The sequence below is a fragment of the Hyphomicrobiales bacterium genome, assembly GCA_039989895.1.
In the GTDB taxonomy this organism is placed as follows: domain Bacteria; phylum Pseudomonadota; class Alphaproteobacteria; order Rhizobiales; family JACESI01; genus JACESI01.
In genome coordinates, this window is sequence record JBDXGY010000002.1 from 150,745 (window position 1) to 166,260 (window position 15,516).

A 15,516-nucleotide genomic window follows, 5' to 3' on the forward strand; every position below is an offset into this window, starting at 1 on the left:
CACTCACTTCTTAGTAGGCTCAGCACAAAAGGCCGAACCAGTCAGCATTCAATTTCGATACCTCTTTGCGGAGGCTTCAATGGCATCACACAAAGATTGCTCATTAGGACGCTCCGCAACCACAGCGTGTATCCCAATATTTCTATCCAGCACAGATGATATGGCTTTTGCAAGGCAGAAATGTGTTATTTGTTTAGTTGAATAACTAACTATTTGCTGTTTCATGAGAAGAATAAAGGCTTCTGCTGATCTTGCTGAATAATGAAGTACACCGTCTATGGTTTGTTTTTCAAACGCGTTTATTGCTTCCTTCGTGAGGGATGTGGCAAAATCTGCGTGATAACGTTCCGCTATTTCAACGGGAATGCCTCGTGTTTGAAGTTTAGTGTCAAGCTCGCTTTTTCTGTCACGGCCACAAATATAGAGTGTGCTGGCTGGTTTTTTGTCTGCAATTAAAGAAGCAAGATCATCGACGGCACCAGATGCTGAAATTATATTCTTAAATTTGGCTTCTTTTGCAAGTGCTGCTGTTGCATCGCCGACGGTAAATAAAGTTGCGTTTGTCCGCATTTCATCCGTGGAAAGCGTTGAAAGTGCTCTTATTCCGTTGCGGCTTGTAACCACAAGGCCCATGTCTTGATGCCATGAGAGAGGGTTGTTTGAAAAAGTCACATTTAAAACGGAGCTGACAATTACCTCGTGACCAAGCTGACGCAATCTGTCAGCAGAAATACTGGCATCTGGTTGTGGTCGTGTCATCAAAAGGCGCATGGCCGTTCTCGCTTATCGCTGATGCAGGCTTTCCAGAAAGTCTGCACTCAGTCGTGACTTTAACCGTAAGCCTGCCTCTTCACCAATAGCAATCGCATCATCAATGTTGCCAACGCCCTCAATGTCGAAGCTTTCGCTGCCATCGGGTCGCAGGACCTCGCCTTTGAAAATAAGCTTACCGCTGTCAATTTTAGCAATGCCAGCAATGGGCGTGCGGCACGAGCCATCCAAGACTTTCAAAAATGCCCGCTCGGCATGGATTGCCGCTGCGGTAATGCTATCATGCAATGGCATAATGAAATCATGGGTTGTATCATCGCCGCCCCGCGTTTCAATGCCAATGGCACCTTGGGCGCAGGCAGGAAGGAAAATATCTGGGTCGAGATAGTCCGCAATAATATCCGTCATTTTAAGCCGGCTCAAACCAGCGGCCGCCAATAAAGTCGCATCGGCTTGCCCTTCATTCAGCTTGCGCAGACGTGTTTGTACATTGCCGCGAAAAATAATGACATTGAAGTCTGAGCGAAAGCGTTTCAGTTGCGCTTGTCTGCGCAAGGAAGCAGAACCAATCGTGGCGCCATGGGATAGCGCGCCAAGGTTTTCCGCCTCATTGGAAATAAAAGCATCGCGCACATCTTCGCGCTCTAAGAACACATCAAGCACCAATCCATCAGGCAGCACTGTCGGCATGTCTTTTGATGAATGAACGGCAATATCAATCTCACCCTCTATTAGGGCTTGTTCTATTTCTTTCGTGAAAAGTCCTTTGCCGCCAATTTCTGAGAGAGGGCGGTCCTGCACGATATCGCCGGTCGTTTTTATGAGCTTGATAGAGATCGCATTTGCATCCAGTCCATGAGCGCGCATTAGGAGGTTTTTCACCTCATGTGCTTGTACTAAGGCGAGATCACTGCCGCGCGTGCCAATTTTGATTGGATTTTCATTGGAGAAGAGATGAGGTTTCATTTGCAAAAAGTTCTGCTCAGGTGATAGTCGAAGATAGAATGCCGCACCTTACCCATTTATCGCTCTGGTTCAACGTCTGTCATGATAGAAAATAAAAACCAAAGAACGAATGTTGCCTCAAGCGCCACGCCGAGTGAGCGCCTTGTGCTAGCGCTTGAATCAAGTTGTGATGAAACCTCGGCAAGTGTTGTGCGCTGGATTGGTGATGGTGAAGGCGAAATTTTATCCAATATTGTGTATAGTCAAATTGATGAACATGCGGCTTATGGTGGTGTAGTGCCAGAAATTGCTGCACGCGCCCATGTTGATGCGATGGACGGCATTGTTCGCGCGGCAATGAGTGAGGCAGAATTGGAAGCCAATGATGTGGATGCTATTGCTGCTACTTGTGGCCCGGGATTAAACGGCGGACTGCTTGTTGCTACAATGACAGCTAAGGTGATGGCCAAAGCACTCGGCAAGCCTTTTTATCCTGTCAATCATTTGGAAGGTCACGCCCTTACCGCCCGCCTAACCGATGGCATTGCCTTTCCTTATTTGTTGCTTTTGGTCTCTGGTGGGCATACTCAAATTTTGATTGTCCACGGTGTAGGGCATTATCGCAGGCTGGCCACGACAATTGATGATGCATTAGGGGAGGCCTTCGATAAGACTGCAAAAATGCTGAGTCTTGATCATCCCGGCGGTCCAGCCGTTGAGAAAGCCGCATTAAGGGGGGATGCAGAACGATTTAAGTTTCCTCGTCCGATGCAAAACCATGAAACGCTTAATTTGTCTCTTTCAGGTTTAAAAACGGCTGTGCGACTGGCGGCAGAAAAAGCGGCGCCTTTAGATAACCAAGATGTTGCCGATATTTGTGCTTCGTTTCAGGCTGCTGTGGCGGATGTTTTAGAAAACCGTGTTGCGCGAGCCTTCATACATTTTAGAGATGAGTTTCCAGATCTTAAAAGTCCCACGATGGTTGTAGCTGGAGGTGTGGCAGCAAATAAAATGATTGCTGAGCGCCTTAGACTGATATGTGAAAAAGAAAACTGGGCGCTCTCAACACCACCTCTTGCGCTTTGCACAGATAATGCCGCGATGATTGCATGGGCTGCTGCTGAGCATATTGCTATTGGCAATGAGGGTGATATGGACTTTACACCACGCCCGCGCTGGCCCCTTGATACAATGAGTGAGGCACTGGTAGGACACGGCAAACGAGGGGCAAAAGTTTGACTGATATTTCTGTTATTGGGGGCGGCGCATGGGGGACAGCTCTTGCCGCCAGTATCGCGCGTAAAGGTCAAAACCCCACTTTGTGGGCGCGTGACACCAGTGTTATTGAAGATATACGCCAACAAAACCAAAATATAAAATTTTTAGAAGGCATTCCACTTCCGGCGGGTATTCAGCCGACAGCAGACCCTGCTGACATGGCTGGAGCTGATATTTTACTTGTGGTTATTCCAGCACAGGCAATTAGAAGCATCCTTGAGAAATTTCGTGAGATAATTAAACCAACTGCAACATTGGTTCTTTGTGCTAAGGGAATTGAAAGCACCACAGGCAAGCGCGTTAGCGAGATCACGCGCGAAGTTATGCCGAATAATCCTATTGCTGTGCTGTCAGGCCCAAGTTTTGCCGATGATGTTGCTCGTGGCTTACCAACGGCGGTTACATTGGCGGCCCCTAGCCTTGAGGTGGCAGCTAGGCTTGCTGAAGCTATTTCAAGCCCAGCATTACGGCTTTACGCATCAAATGATATAATCGGTGTGGAGCTTGGTGGCGCTCTCAAGAACATTATTGCCCTTGCCATTGGTATTGCACGCGCAAAAAAGCTTGGCGCTAGTGCAGAGGCAGCCCTTACAACGCGCGGCTTTGCGGAGCTTGCGCGCATCGCACAATATTTCGGCGCACAGCCGGAGACATTAATGGGTCTGTCATGTCTCGGCGATTTGATGCTCACATGTTCAAGCCCACAATCGCGCAATTTTGCCTATGGTATGGCTATGGGTGCGGGGGATAACTTGAGTTCTATGAAGCTCGCAGAAGGGGTGCACACGACTGGCATTGCAGCTCAGTTATGCCGCGATGCCAATATAGATGCGCCAATTATCGACGCAGTTGACAGTGTTCTATCTCAAAAAATAGATATTACTGAAGCAATGACGCAACTTCTTTCCCGTCCTTTGAAAGTAGAAACCATTTAAAATAGGCTCATCAAACTGTCTTGGAGCTCAAAATGACTCAGATACGCCAAATACCAGTAGCATTAATCATTTTGTTAGCGCTCACCGCTTATGCATATAGCGATAAAGTCACGTCCACCTACACCAAGTTAAATTTAGATACTGATTGTATGCTTCTTGATGGGATTACCGAAGAAGAGGCCGAACAGGGCGGGATCTTGCGATGTAAAGGTTACGGCACATATCCTATTTACATCAAATATGGCGATCTGCGTGAAAGCGTTCATTTTGGCAATTTAAGCCAGCCGTTCATTGATAGCGCGTGGGAAAGTTTTAATGTCTGGAATTCGGCAAGCACCACATTTGAATGGCGCCTTAAAAAGGGCAAACCGATGGCTGTAATTCACCGCGCTTTTCTTGATAACATTGACCCTGAAACGGGTGGGGCAAGTAAGAAATTACAAGGACAGGTTCTAGTTGTCAGCTCTGTTGCCACTGAAGAAAATAAAGGCATTGGCTGCGTTATTGGTCTTGTTGATGCACGCGCAAACAAAGACGCTAATACATTGGCCCGCACCATTGCAGATGAAATAGAGATACCCGCCACCTGCACAACAGACGGATCATTGTACCGCGGGACAAGAGGGCCGACGGCTGGCTCAATGAGCCGCTCATATCCTTATACAAGCCAATAGAAGAGCCAATTCTAGGAGCCTTTTAGGCCTTCATAAATGATAGAATCATGTGGCCTGTGAATTAATCAATTTTATAATGAAAACCACTAAGTGCGCTTAAGTGTCTTGCATATGATAATTTTTTAGGCTTATCATTGGTCATATTTTAGACCATTTCGTTGTGACGGGAGTAACGATTTCAAGACGATCTGAAATATTCAGGCCAATATAAATTATCTGAATTAATATAATTCCGATACAAAAGTCATATTATTTGTATAAATTTTATGCACGGTAGGCGGGAATGTACATTAATTCGAGGTAAAAGTATTAGACTAGTTGGCTTGATCTATTGACTATTACCATAGGCGATTGGATTGCCTTTAATTTCTAGGGAGGAAAATATGAAAATTATCCGCAAATGTGCACTGGCTATGGCCTTGTGTGCGACTACTGCTCTATCAGCAAATGCTGGTGAGATTACAATTGCGACTGTGAATAACGGTCACATGATTGAAATGCAAAAACTCACACCTGAGTTTGAGAAAGCCAATCCAGACATTAAAGTGAACTGGGTTACTTTGGATGAAGGTACTTTGCGCAGTCGTGTAACAACAGACATCACCACAAAAGGTGGTCAGTTTGATGTTATGACAATTGGTATGTACGAGGCTCCTATCTGGGGTAAAAACAACTGGCTTGTACCGTTGGAATTTGATGCATCTTATGATGTTGATGATATTCTTCCATCAATCCGTGCTGGTTTGAGCTATGATAGCAAATTGTTTGCTGCGCCATTCTATGGTGAAAGCTCCATGATCATGTACCGCAAGGACTTGGTTGATGCAGCTGGCTTGACCATTACAGATAACCCAACTTGGGATCATATGGAAAAAGTCGCAGCGGCTCTACACAAGCCAGACGATGGCGTTTTCGGCATCTGCTTGCGTGGTAAGCCTGGTTGGGGCGACAACATGGCGTTCATCACAACTTTGGCGAACTCATTTGGTGCTCAATGGTTTAATGAAGACTGGACACCAGCTCTTGATAGCCCAGAATGGAATGCAGCAGTTAACTTCTATGTTAACCTGTTGACTAAATACGGACCTCCAGGTTCTGAAGGCAACTCTTTCAACGAAATTCTTGCGCTTATCAACGAAGGTAAATGCGGAATTTGGATTGATGCTACAATTGCTGCGTCTTTTGTAACTGATCCAAAACAGTCGAAAGTTGCTGACAAAATGGCATTTGCACAGTCGCCACAAAAAGCGACAACTAAAGGTGCAAACTGGCTATGGGCTTGGTCTTTGGCAATTCCAGCAGGCACTAAGCAGGCCGGTGATGCTAAGAAGTTCATCGAATGGGCTACATCTAAGTCTTACATTGAGCTTGTTGCTAAAACAAATGGCTGGGCAAGTGTTCCAACTGGTACACGTGTTTCAACATACAGCAATCCTAAATTCCAGGAAGCTGCTACATTTGATGAAGCTGAGTTGAAGGCTATTTTGTCTGCTAACCCGGAAGATTCAACCTTGAACCCGTCTCCATATGTAGGCGTTCAGTTCGCGGCTATTCCGGAATTCCAGGCAATTGGTACTGCTGTTGGTCAGCAAATGACTGCGGCATTGTCTGGTAGTATCTCTGTAGAGGACGCACTTGCTGCTTCTCAGAAAGCTGCTGATCGCGAAATGCGTAAGGGTGGTTACTACTAAGACCTCCCAAGAGACGGAGATTCGCTCCTGTTTATTCAGGAGCGAATCTCACACTATTTCATATTTATTTTTATTTCAGAAAAGTGAATTGCGATGAACCCGACACTCGCTAAATGGCTTCAGGCGCCCAGTGTAATATTATTGTTACTGTGGATGATAGTGCCGTTATCGATGACGATATATTTTTCGACCATTCGATACCATCTCCTCTATCAAGATCGAACTGGCTTTATTGGATTATCTAACTACGAATTCTTTTATACGGACCCCTCATTCTGGCCCGCTATTCTCAACACACTCATTTTGGTTGGTTCAGTCTTATTGATATCGGTTGTTTTGGGGCTTGCGATCTCTCTTCTCATCAATCACGACTTTTTTGGTAGGGGTATAGTTCGGGTCTTGTTGATATCTCCATTTTTCATCATGCCGACAGTCAATGCGTTAGTATGGAAAAACATGCTGATGAACCCGATATACGGTTTGTTTGCCTTTATTTCGACTTCGTTTGGCTTAGATCCCATAGATTGGCTTTCTGATTTTCCTCTGTTTTCCATTATTATTATTGTTAGTTGGCAGTGGACACCTTTTGCGATCCTTATTTTCATGACGTCATTGCAAAGTCAGGATAGAGAGCAAAAAGAAGCTGCCACGCTTGATGGGGCTGGATTCTGGGCTCAGTTCTTCAATTTAACCATTCCGCATTTGGCGCGGCCTATTGCTATTGTGATTATGATCCAGATGATTTTCCATCTGTCTATTTTTGCAGAGATCTTTGTTACGACATCTGGTGGGCCAGGGGTTCAATCAACCAACTTGGCATTCTTGATCTTTACTCAGGCCCTGCAAGGCTTTGATGTTGGTGTTGCTTCTGCAGGTGGTGTGTTCGCGATCATACTTGCAAATATTGTGGCGATATTCCTTATCCGAATTGTTGGAAAGAGTTTGACGGTGTAATCATGACAGATAGACAAAAAAAGCAATTTTTAAACAACCTTTCAACTTTCGGTGCTTGGACTGTAGCAATACTCTTCTTCTTTCCTATATTTTGGATGTTTTTGACGAGCTTCAAGTCGGAGCTTCAAGCTATTGCTGTGCCACCTTTGTTCGTGTTTGAGCCAACAGTAGAAAATTACGTATTAGTTGAAGAACGTACTGATTACCTTAAGTTTGCATGGAATTCGGTTGTAACGAGTATTGGTGGAACTCTTCTTGCCATGCTGATTGCAATACCGTCGGCCTATGCAATGGCATTCAACACGACGCGCTGGACAAAAGACATTTTGCTATGGATGCTATCCACAAAAATGCTGCCAGCTGTTGGTGTTTTGCTGCCGATCTATTTGATTTGCCAAAAGTTTGGACTTCTCGATACAAAAACCGCGCTGGTGGTCATTTATGCTATGATTAACCTGCCTATTATAATGTTGATCCTCTTCAATTATTTCAAAGAGATTCCAAAAGAGATTTTGGAAGCAAGCCGTATGGATGGCGCTTCAACCTATGGTGAAATCACTCAGGTTGTTATGCCTTTGGCTTGGGGTGGTATTGCTTCCACCGCTTTGTTGTCGGTTGTTCTGTTATGGAATGAAGCCTTTTGGTCCATCAATTTGACCTCATCAAATGCAGGAACGCTTGTGGCGCTTGTTGCTTCATTCTCAAGTCCTGAGGGCTTGTTCTGGGCGAAGTTGTCAGCAGTTTCGACGCTGGCTTGTGCCCCAATTGTTATCTTCGGTTGGCTGACGCAAAAGCAGTTGGTTCAAGGTTTGACATTCGGTGCGGTAAAATGATTTCGGGTGCGGCTCCAACGGATTTGTCCGGTAAGCGCTGTTTTATCACCGGTGCCAATGGCGACGCCTGTGAAGCCGTTCCTCTAGGCTATATGGGTAAACCCGCGGAAGTCGCGCGGGTTACCGCGTTTCTCGCATACGAGCAGTCTCAATACATCACCGCTCAAATTTTGAGTGTGGATGGTGGCAATGTGTTGAGGTAGTCGATGTCAATAATCCAACCCGAGTTTGAGTATGTTGACCGTGCGACCGAGACGATACGCTATCTTCAGCATGGCTGGCCGACTGATCTGTGCCGTTGGCATAGTCACGCAGAATATGAACTGCATCTTGTCGTCGAGACGCGAGGCAAGACCTTTGTCGGTGATTACATAGGCGAATTTATACCGGGATCTTTATATCTAATCGGACCTTATGTTCCTCATAATTGGACGACAGATGAAGTTGCTCATCCTGAGCCGGTCGAAATGCGCGATATGCTGGTTCAATTCAGCCAAGAAAGTCTTGATCAACTCTCAAAAGCATTTCCTGAGTTCAAAGAGATGGATGAGATGTTTGAACTGGCTAAATCGGGGGTTGAATTTACTGGCTTTAACCCAACATTTGCTCGTGGTCATTTTGAACGTATCAGAAGCACTAAAGGCGCAGAACGCATAGCCGCTTTCCTTAGATTCCTTGTGCGTGTGAATGAGCATGCGGAAAAAAGACCTTTGTCTTTTGCTGGCATGATCCAACCTGAAGGTACATCCAAACAAGCGCGTATTGCCAATGTGATCGATTATATCACGGAGCATTACGCAGAAGATATTTCGGTGACACTTGCTGCCGATATGGCCGGTATGAGTGCAGCGGCTTTTTCAAGAAACTTTCAAAGAGTGACGGGCAATAAATTCGTTGAATTTGTCAATCGTGTTCGTATCAGCCAAGCCTGTTCGATGCTCTATTCAACTGACGACCAAATTTCGACGATATGTTTTGCTGTTGGTTTTCAAAACCTAGCTAACTTTAACCGTCATTTCTTAAAAACAAAAAAAGTCACACCTACCCAGTACCGTGATCTGGCACTTAGTGAGTTGGCACCAAAAAATCAGGTAAGCGCATGATGCTGGCATCCATCAGTCAAAACAATGAGGCGCTATACGCGACCAATTATGATCGGGCGAAGTGCGACATTGGCGTTGTGCATCTGGGTTATGGCGGATTCCATAGAGCACATCAGGCGGTTTATATTGATGACTATATGCAGTGCACTAACGATTTGCGATGGGGTATCGCTGCGGTTAATTTGAGGGCTTCTGAAGCGGGCTCTTTTGAGCAAGTACAAAAAGTTGAAAATGGATATTTACTAACGACAACAACTCCTGATGATGTGAGAGAGATGCGCCTAGTCAGGTCACATTGTCAATTTTTGGATTGGTCAAAAAATGCCATAGAGGCAGAAAATATCGTCGCGCGATCATCCGTTAATATGATTACGATTACAGTGACCGAAAGCGGTTATTATCTCAATGATGATGCCACTTTGAATATAGATGATCCAATCATTGCCAAGGAAATTGAAGGTATTAGCCAACAATCGATTTATGCTTATCTGTCACTTGCCTTGCGTGCGCGGTATCAAGCAAATGGTTTGCCGATTAACATCTTGTGCTGCGATAATATCCGCTCGAATGGCAAGATGCTGGAACGTAACTTCAAGAAATACCTTGAGGTTACGGGTGAACATGATCTGCTTGGCTGGATAGACGAGAATGCTTGTTTTCCCTGTTCTATGGTTGACCGGATCACACCGCGCACCAGTGAGGCTTTATCTCAGGAAATAACTGAACTTTTCGGAGCTGTCGGCCTCAATTCAATCAACAGCGAATCTTTTAAACAATGGGTAGTTGAAGATAACTTCAAAGCAGTAATGCCTGATTTGCCTAAGGTTGGCACTGAGTTTGTTGCTGATGTTGATCCTTATGAAGAGGCTAAAATTCGTATTCTCAATGGTGGGCATACAGGCATTTGTTATCTTGGAGCCCTTGCGGGTCACAAAACATTTGATCAGGCGATTCGTGACCCGTCGCTAAAAGCTTTTTTTGATAATTTTCAAACAAAAGAAGTTTTGCCTGGTCTTGATCTCTCATTGCCTTTTAATAAGAGTGATTACCTTCTTGATGTTGTTGACCGCTTTTCAAATAGGGCAATAGCAGATCAGTTGGAACGGATATGTATGGATGGGTATTCTAAAATACCCATTTATATTCGTCCAACGCTGGAATCTTGTTTGCGGCAAAATATAGTACCAAAATATTGTTATGAATGTATTGCAAGTTGGTATGTATATGCACGTCATTTTGCTGCGGGAAAGATGCCAATTGACTACCAAGAACCCTACTGGGATCAGCTCGAGCCTCTATTGGCTATGGGAGCTGAAGAAGACTTTGCGCGCAACAAACAATTATGGGCGGATCTTCCAGAACAATACTCAAATTTTATAGATAATCTTGTTTCAGCTATTAAGGAAATGGACGACAAATGGCAGGTTTAACAATTAAAAATGTATCCAAATCATATGGTGATACAAAAGTAATGCATGGTGTCGATATAGATATTGAGGACGGTGAATTTGTCGTCTTTGTTGGCCCCTCAGGTTGTGGTAAATCCACATTGCTCCGCATGGTAGCAGGCCTAGAGGATATCTCAGGTGGTGAAATATCCATCGGGGACCGTGTTGTAAATGATGTGGGACCATCCAAGCGTGGTGTTGCTATGGTGTTCCAGACCTATGCGCTTTATCCGCATATGACAGTATATAACAATATGGCTTTTGGTTTGAAACAGATCAAAACCCCGCCAGATGAAATCGAGCGTCGGGTTAATGAGGCTGCTAAAATTCTGCATATTGAAGATTACCTGGAGCGTACACCGCGTGCTCTGTCCGGTGGTCAGCGCCAAAGGGTTGCAATTGGTCGTGCTATTGTCCGTGAACCAGAAGTTTTCCTTTTTGATGAACCTTTATCCAACCTTGATGCCGCACTGCGCGGACAAACAAGGCTTGAAATAGCTCGTCTGCATGAGCGTCTTGACGCGACCATGATTTATGTGACCCATGATCAGGTTGAAGCGATGACATTGGCTGATAAGATTGTTGTCCTTCGCGACGGATTGGTCGAGCAAATTGGTGCGCCGATGGATTTATACAACATGCCAGCCAATCTATTCGTTGCCAAGTTTATTGGTAGCCCTGCAATGAATATGTTTGAGGTTAAGGCATCGGCTAAGGGAATTTCATTGGGTGGAACAAAAACCCTTTCCAAACCGAAAGGTGGTTCTTCTGATGAAATGTATGTTGGCTTGCGCCCAGAACATCTGACGGCTTGCGATAAGAAAGATTCAATTATTAGCGCTAAACTTGATTTGGTTGAAAAACTTGGCGACCATATCATCGCGCATATGGTTACAGATGATGGCGTTGATTTTATTGCTAAGGCAGAATCTTTCTCATCAACGAAACGGGGCACTCAACTTCATTTCAAGGCGGCACAAGATAGAGTGCATTTCTTTGATAAGAAAACTGAACAGCGTCTTTAATAAAAGACGTCGTTCTTAATACTCAAAGTCTCCGGCTGACATATAGTCAGGCTATATTATGGTTCACGTCGAAACTATTTTGATTAGTTTTAACGTGGACCATGTTTGCTTTTGCGACATACAGTTGAAAACTGCCTAAGAAATAAGCACCTTGTGCCCAATATTTTGCATTGCACAATTTATCTGCATGGGTGAAATTGTGCCATGCTATCAAAGAGCCTTACCATTCTCATTATTGATTCTGATTCTGTCCGCAGTGCTGTCATTGAAGCTGGCCTACGTGAGGCTGGCTATGAGCAGTTAGTTATTGCGAATAATATGGCTGGCGTTGCCAAACTGATAGATACTGTGAAGCCCGATGTTATTGTGATTGATCTTGGCAATCCAAATAGGGATATGCTGGAAAACACGTTTCAACTCTCCCGCGCGGTAAAAAAACCAATTGCCATGTTCGTGGACAATACGAACGAAGCCACAACGGAAGCTGCGATTGAAGCCGGCGTCTCGGCTTATATCATTGATGGGCTGAGGAAAGAACGCGTCACACCTATATTAGAGATGGCGATTAGTCGTTTTAATGCTTATTCTCGCATGGCTCGAGAACTGGAAGATGCGCGTTCTGCATTGGAAGAACGCAAAGTGATTGACCGTGCTAAAGGCATTGTTATGACCACTAAAGGGTTGAGCGAAGATGAGGCCTATGCCTTGATGCGCAAGACCGCGATGAACCAAAATCGCAAACTTCACGAGGTCGCTGAAGGTTTGGTTATGGCGAAAAATTTGTTGGCGCCATAGGAATATGAGTCCGTTGAACGAGCAAATAGCCGTTGCGATTATATGTCTCTTTATATCATCTGTAAGCGCTTAAGCTTTGCTGGATAATATCACGCGGTAATTTTTTCTGGCTATTGGATGTTTATACAAAGTGTTTTGCCAAATAGATATTATATGCACCGCACAATAAATCAGCACAGCTATTATGCCTGCCTATAAAGCAGTCAAATTCAAAAATAAGAATATTGAGAAATAATATTATTTCAATAATAGCTATTTATTTCAATGCCTTATCTAATTTTTTCAAACTGGCACAATGATTGCAACATTTTATTAAGCTTTTATCGAAGCCCTTACAACTTTTGCCTAATGACGGGCAAATCATAAGCGCAGCCGCTTTTACGTTCCTTTGCCACCTCCCTCTCTTTGGCATCAGGGCGCAAAAGCGGCTTTTTTAGTGCAGTTCATGCTGCCGTAAATAGGAGTACACAGGATGAAGTTTTGGAAAAGAACAAAAGAAACAATGTTAATGGCTGGGGCCGCAATTTTATTTGCCACCACTGTGTTCACGCCAGCACATGCAGAGCCACTTGATGTAGAAAAAGATGAACTCAAATTAGGGTTCATAAAATTAACCGATATGGCGCCCCTCGCGGTGGCGGCAGAGCTTGGTTATTTTGAAGACGAAGGGCTTTTCGTCACTCTTGAACCGCAGGCAAACTGGAAAGTGCTGCTTGATCGCGTGATCACAGGCGAGCTTGATGGCGCGCACATGTTGGCTGGTCAGCCGATTGCAGCAACGATTGGCTTCGGCACAAAGGCGCACATTGTAACGCCGTTTTCCATGGATCTGAATGGTAATGGGATCACCGTCTCCAATGATATATGGGCGCAAATGAAGCCGCATATTCCTCATAAAGATGGCAAGCCGGTTCACCCGATCAAGGCTGATGCTTTGAAGCCTGTGGTTGAGAAATTTAAAGACGAAGGCAAGCCGTTTAATATGGGTATGGTTTTCCCAGTCTCGACCCACAACTATGAGATCCGCTATTGGTTGGCTTCCGGTAATATTCACCCTGGATATTATTCACCAACAGATGTGTCTGGCCAAATTCAGGCAGACGCGCTTCTTTCTGTAACGCCGCCACCGCAAATGCCAGCCACCATGGAAGCTGGAACAATTCTTGGTTATTCCGTTGGTGAACCATGGAATCAAGCTGCTGTTTTTAAGGGCATCGGCGTTCCGGTTATCACTGACTATGAAATGTGGAAGAATAATCCGGAGAAGGTTTTCGGTCTGACCAAAAAATTCACGGAAGAAAATCCAAACACCACGCTTGCTTTGACCAAAGCGTTGATACGGGCGGGTAAATGGCTTGATGAAAATGATAATGCCAATCGTTTGGAGGCCGTGAAAATTCTTGCTCGCTCTGAATATGTTGGTGCTGATGAAGAAGTGATCGCCAACTCTATGACGGGTACCTTTGAATATGAAAAAGGTGATAAGCGCTCGGTTCCAGACTTTAACGTCTTCTTCCGTTATTTCGCGACATATCCGTTTTACTCAGACGCCATTTGGTATCTGACACAAATGCGCCGCTGGGGTCAGATTTCGGAAGCCAAACCTGATAGCTGGTATGATGAAGTCGCTAAATCTGTTTATCGTCCGGATATTTACCTGAAAGCAGCCGAGCTAGTGGTTGAAGATGGTCATGCCGATAAGGCGGAGTTCCCATGGGATTCGGATGGCTACAAAGAGCCGACGCCTGCTGGCGATATCATTGATGGCATTCCTTATGATGGTAAAAAACCAAACGCCTATATCGATAGCCTGAATATTGGCTTGAAGGGTGCTCAAAAGGTTGAAGGTAGCGAGGTCGTCGGAGGCTAAGGCTAACGGCAAACAGGGGTGAGGCCAGAAAGCTACTGGCCTCACTCCGCTCTCTTCATATCCCATAGTTCCATTTTCATAACTTAACTACTGACGACACATAGGACCAAAATAATGGCCGATACATCCAATACTCTTTCTGCTGAAAAGACGGAAAGACGAGAGAAAATTTTTACTGCAATTAATAAAGCGAGCAGCTGGTTAGAGGCGCTCGGTTTTTCATGGTTGACGCCCATGTTAAAAATGGCGGCTGGTGATAGCCCGAAAGAGCAGCTCAGCGAATTAAAGCGTGTGCTTGTGATCCCACTTGTTGGCATTATGGTGTTTTTGCTGGCTTGGGGTGTGCTTGCGCCAAAAGTTCAGACGTCGCTCGGTTCTGTGCCCGGCCCCGTGCAAGTTTGGGAGCAGGTTGGCAATTTGTGGCAAGACCATGTGCGTGAGCGCGAGAAGGCTGAGAAGTTCTTTGAGCGGCAAGAAAAGCGTAACGCAAAGCTGATTGCTGCGGGTAAAGCAGATAAGGTAAAACAGCGTAGCTATACAGGTAAGCCGACCTATATTGACCAGATCGTTACGTCATTGTTCACTGTGGCGCTTGGGTTCATCATTGCGACAGCCATTGCTGTGCCTTTGGGCATTGCGTCTGGTTTATCGCGCACTTTCAATGGCGCCATCAATCCCTTGATTCAAATTTTTAAACCGGTCTCGCCACTTGCGTGGCTGCCTATTGTTACGATGATTATTTCTGCGACCTATGCAAGCCCATGGGAGTGGATGCCAAAATCATTGTTGATTTCAGCTGTGACCGTGACGCTTTGTTCGATGTGGCCAACCCTTATCAATACAGCCCTCGGTGTGGCGTCTGTTGATAAGGATTTGATGAATGTCGGGCGCGTGCTTCAACTGCCCACATGGAAGACGATTACCAAGCTTGTTCTGCCGTCTTCATTACCGCTGATCTTTACGGGTCTGCGGCTGTCATTGGGTGTGGGCTGGATGGTGCTGATTGCGGCTGAAATGCTGGCGCAAAATCCGGGTCTTGGCAAATTTGTCTGGGATGAATTCCAAAATGGTTCTTCAAGTTCGCTTGCCAAAATCATGGTGGCTGTTCTGACCATCGGGATCATCGGTTTTATGCTGGATCGCTTGATGTTTGCTCTGCAGCGCGCCTTTACCTTTTCTGCGAACCGTTGAGGG

The 15,516-nt window shown here is 45.2% G+C and carries 15 protein-coding genes; 13 read left to right on the forward strand and 2 right to left on the reverse strand.

Annotation, left to right across the window (positions count from 1 at the left end; genetic code table 11):
- Window positions 1-48: 48 nt before the first annotated feature.
- Both ABJ081_01450 and hemC read right to left on the reverse strand, forming a co-directional pair.
- On the reverse strand, window positions 49-759 hold the full coding sequence (locus ABJ081_01450) for a uroporphyrinogen-III synthase (protein ID MEP6355329.1): 711 nt from the start codon (window positions 757-759) through the stop codon (window positions 49-51).
- A 24-nt stretch (window positions 760-783) separates the two neighbouring features.
- Window positions 784-1,737 carry a hydroxymethylbilane synthase gene (gene hemC / locus ABJ081_01455; protein ID MEP6355330.1) on the reverse strand — a complete coding sequence of 318 codons (954 nt, stop codon included), beginning with the start codon at window positions 1,735-1,737 and terminating at the stop codon, window positions 784-786.
- 81 nt (window positions 1,738-1,818) lie between these two features.
- On the opposite strand from hemC, the gene tsaD reads away from it, so the two are divergent.
- From tsaD to ABJ081_01520, 13 genes are all read left to right on the forward strand, one after another.
- Entirely contained in the window at window positions 1,819-2,955 is a 1,137-nt protein-coding gene (gene tsaD, locus ABJ081_01460; GenBank protein ID MEP6355331.1) for a tRNA (adenosine(37)-N6)-threonylcarbamoyltransferase complex transferase subunit TsaD, read from the forward strand.
- Window positions 2,952-3,929: an NAD(P)H-dependent glycerol-3-phosphate dehydrogenase gene (locus tag ABJ081_01465; GenBank protein ID MEP6355332.1), complete on the forward strand. Its 978-nt coding sequence runs from the start codon at window positions 2,952-2,954 to the stop codon at window positions 3,927-3,929. The genes tsaD and ABJ081_01465 overlap by 4 nt, the downstream gene beginning before the upstream one ends.
- 32 nt (window positions 3,930-3,961) lie before the next feature.
- Window positions 3,962-4,603: a hypothetical protein gene (locus ABJ081_01470; protein ID MEP6355333.1), complete on the forward strand. Its 642-nt coding sequence runs from the start codon at window positions 3,962-3,964 to the stop codon at window positions 4,601-4,603.
- A 383-nt stretch (window positions 4,604-4,986) separates the two neighbouring features.
- On the forward strand, window positions 4,987-6,294 hold the full coding sequence (locus tag ABJ081_01475; GenBank protein ID MEP6355334.1) for a sugar ABC transporter substrate-binding protein: 1,308 nt from the start codon (window positions 4,987-4,989) through the stop codon (window positions 6,292-6,294).
- 93 nt (window positions 6,295-6,387) lie between these two features.
- Window positions 6,388-7,248 carry a sugar ABC transporter permease gene (locus ABJ081_01480; GenBank protein MEP6355335.1) on the forward strand — a complete coding sequence of 287 codons (861 nt, stop codon included), beginning with the start codon at window positions 6,388-6,390 and terminating at the stop codon, window positions 7,246-7,248.
- Window positions 7,249-7,250: 2 nt separating this feature from the next.
- Window positions 7,251-8,081, forward strand: a complete 831-nt coding sequence (locus ABJ081_01485; protein ID MEP6355336.1) for a carbohydrate ABC transporter permease — start codon at window positions 7,251-7,253, stop codon at window positions 8,079-8,081.
- Complete coding sequence (locus ABJ081_01490) at window positions 8,078-8,284, forward strand: SDR family oxidoreductase (GenBank protein MEP6355337.1); 207 nt, start codon at window positions 8,078-8,080, stop codon at window positions 8,282-8,284. Before ABJ081_01485 ends, ABJ081_01490 begins: the two co-directional genes overlap by 4 nt.
- A gap of 3 nt (window positions 8,285-8,287) precedes the next feature.
- Entirely contained in the window at window positions 8,288-9,184 is an 897-nt protein-coding gene (locus ABJ081_01495) for an AraC family transcriptional regulator (GenBank protein MEP6355338.1), read from the forward strand.
- Window positions 9,181-10,614 carry a mannitol dehydrogenase family protein gene (locus ABJ081_01500; GenBank protein ID MEP6355339.1) on the forward strand — a complete coding sequence of 478 codons (1,434 nt, stop codon included), beginning with the start codon at window positions 9,181-9,183 and terminating at the stop codon, window positions 10,612-10,614. The genes ABJ081_01495 and ABJ081_01500 overlap by 4 nt, the downstream gene beginning before the upstream one ends.
- The gene (gene ugpC, locus ABJ081_01505) at window positions 10,602-11,657 is read left to right on the forward strand and encodes a sn-glycerol-3-phosphate ABC transporter ATP-binding protein UgpC (protein ID MEP6355340.1); all 1,056 of its coding nucleotides are present in this window, start codon (window positions 10,602-10,604) and stop codon (window positions 11,655-11,657) included. The genes ABJ081_01500 and ugpC overlap by 13 nt, the downstream gene beginning before the upstream one ends.
- Window positions 11,658-11,861: 204 nt before the next feature.
- Window positions 11,862-12,452: an ANTAR domain-containing protein gene (locus ABJ081_01510; GenBank protein MEP6355341.1), complete on the forward strand. Its 591-nt coding sequence runs from the start codon at window positions 11,862-11,864 to the stop codon at window positions 12,450-12,452.
- 508 nt (window positions 12,453-12,960) lie between these two features.
- Window positions 12,961-14,322 (forward strand): CmpA/NrtA family ABC transporter substrate-binding protein, encoded by a 1,362-nt coding sequence (locus ABJ081_01515; protein ID MEP6355342.1) that lies wholly within the window; start codon window positions 12,961-12,963, stop codon window positions 14,320-14,322.
- A 114-nt stretch (window positions 14,323-14,436) separates the two neighbouring features.
- The gene (locus ABJ081_01520) at window positions 14,437-15,513 is read left to right on the forward strand and encodes an ABC transporter permease (protein ID MEP6355343.1); all 1,077 of its coding nucleotides are present in this window, start codon (window positions 14,437-14,439) and stop codon (window positions 15,511-15,513) included.
- Window positions 15,514-15,516 lie beyond the last annotated feature (3 nt).

Bases quoted from the DNA above. Each gene is read 5' to 3' on its own strand.
- ABJ081_01450 (MEP6355329.1), bottom strand. From the start codon at position 759: ATGACACGACCACAACCAGATGCCAGTATTTCTGCTGACAGATTGCGT.
- hemC (MEP6355330.1), bottom strand. From the start codon at position 1,737: ATGAAACCTCATCTCTTCTCCAATGAAAATCCAATCAAAATTGGCACG.
- tsaD (MEP6355331.1), top strand. From the start codon at position 1,819: ATGATAGAAAATAAAAACCAAAGAACGAATGTTGCCTCAAGCGCCACG.
- ABJ081_01470 (MEP6355333.1), top strand. From the start codon at position 3,962: ATGACTCAGATACGCCAAATACCAGTAGCATTAATCATTTTGTTAGCG.
- ABJ081_01475 (MEP6355334.1), top strand. From the start codon at position 4,987: ATGAAAATTATCCGCAAATGTGCACTGGCTATGGCCTTGTGTGCGACT.
- ABJ081_01480 (MEP6355335.1), top strand. From the start codon at position 6,388: ATGAACCCGACACTCGCTAAATGGCTTCAGGCGCCCAGTGTAATATTA.
- ABJ081_01485 (MEP6355336.1), top strand. From the start codon at position 7,251: ATGACAGATAGACAAAAAAAGCAATTTTTAAACAACCTTTCAACTTTC.
- ABJ081_01490 (MEP6355337.1), top strand. From the start codon at position 8,078: ATGATTTCGGGTGCGGCTCCAACGGATTTGTCCGGTAAGCGCTGTTTT.
- ABJ081_01495 (MEP6355338.1), top strand. From the start codon at position 8,288: ATGTCAATAATCCAACCCGAGTTTGAGTATGTTGACCGTGCGACCGAG.
- ABJ081_01500 (MEP6355339.1), top strand. From the start codon at position 9,181: ATGATGCTGGCATCCATCAGTCAAAACAATGAGGCGCTATACGCGACC.
- ugpC (MEP6355340.1), top strand. From the start codon at position 10,602: ATGGCAGGTTTAACAATTAAAAATGTATCCAAATCATATGGTGATACA.
- ABJ081_01510 (MEP6355341.1), top strand. From the start codon at position 11,862: ATGCTATCAAAGAGCCTTACCATTCTCATTATTGATTCTGATTCTGTC.
- ABJ081_01515 (MEP6355342.1), top strand. From the start codon at position 12,961: ATGGCTGGGGCCGCAATTTTATTTGCCACCACTGTGTTCACGCCAGCA.
- ABJ081_01520 (MEP6355343.1), top strand. From the start codon at position 14,437: ATGGCCGATACATCCAATACTCTTTCTGCTGAAAAGACGGAAAGACGA.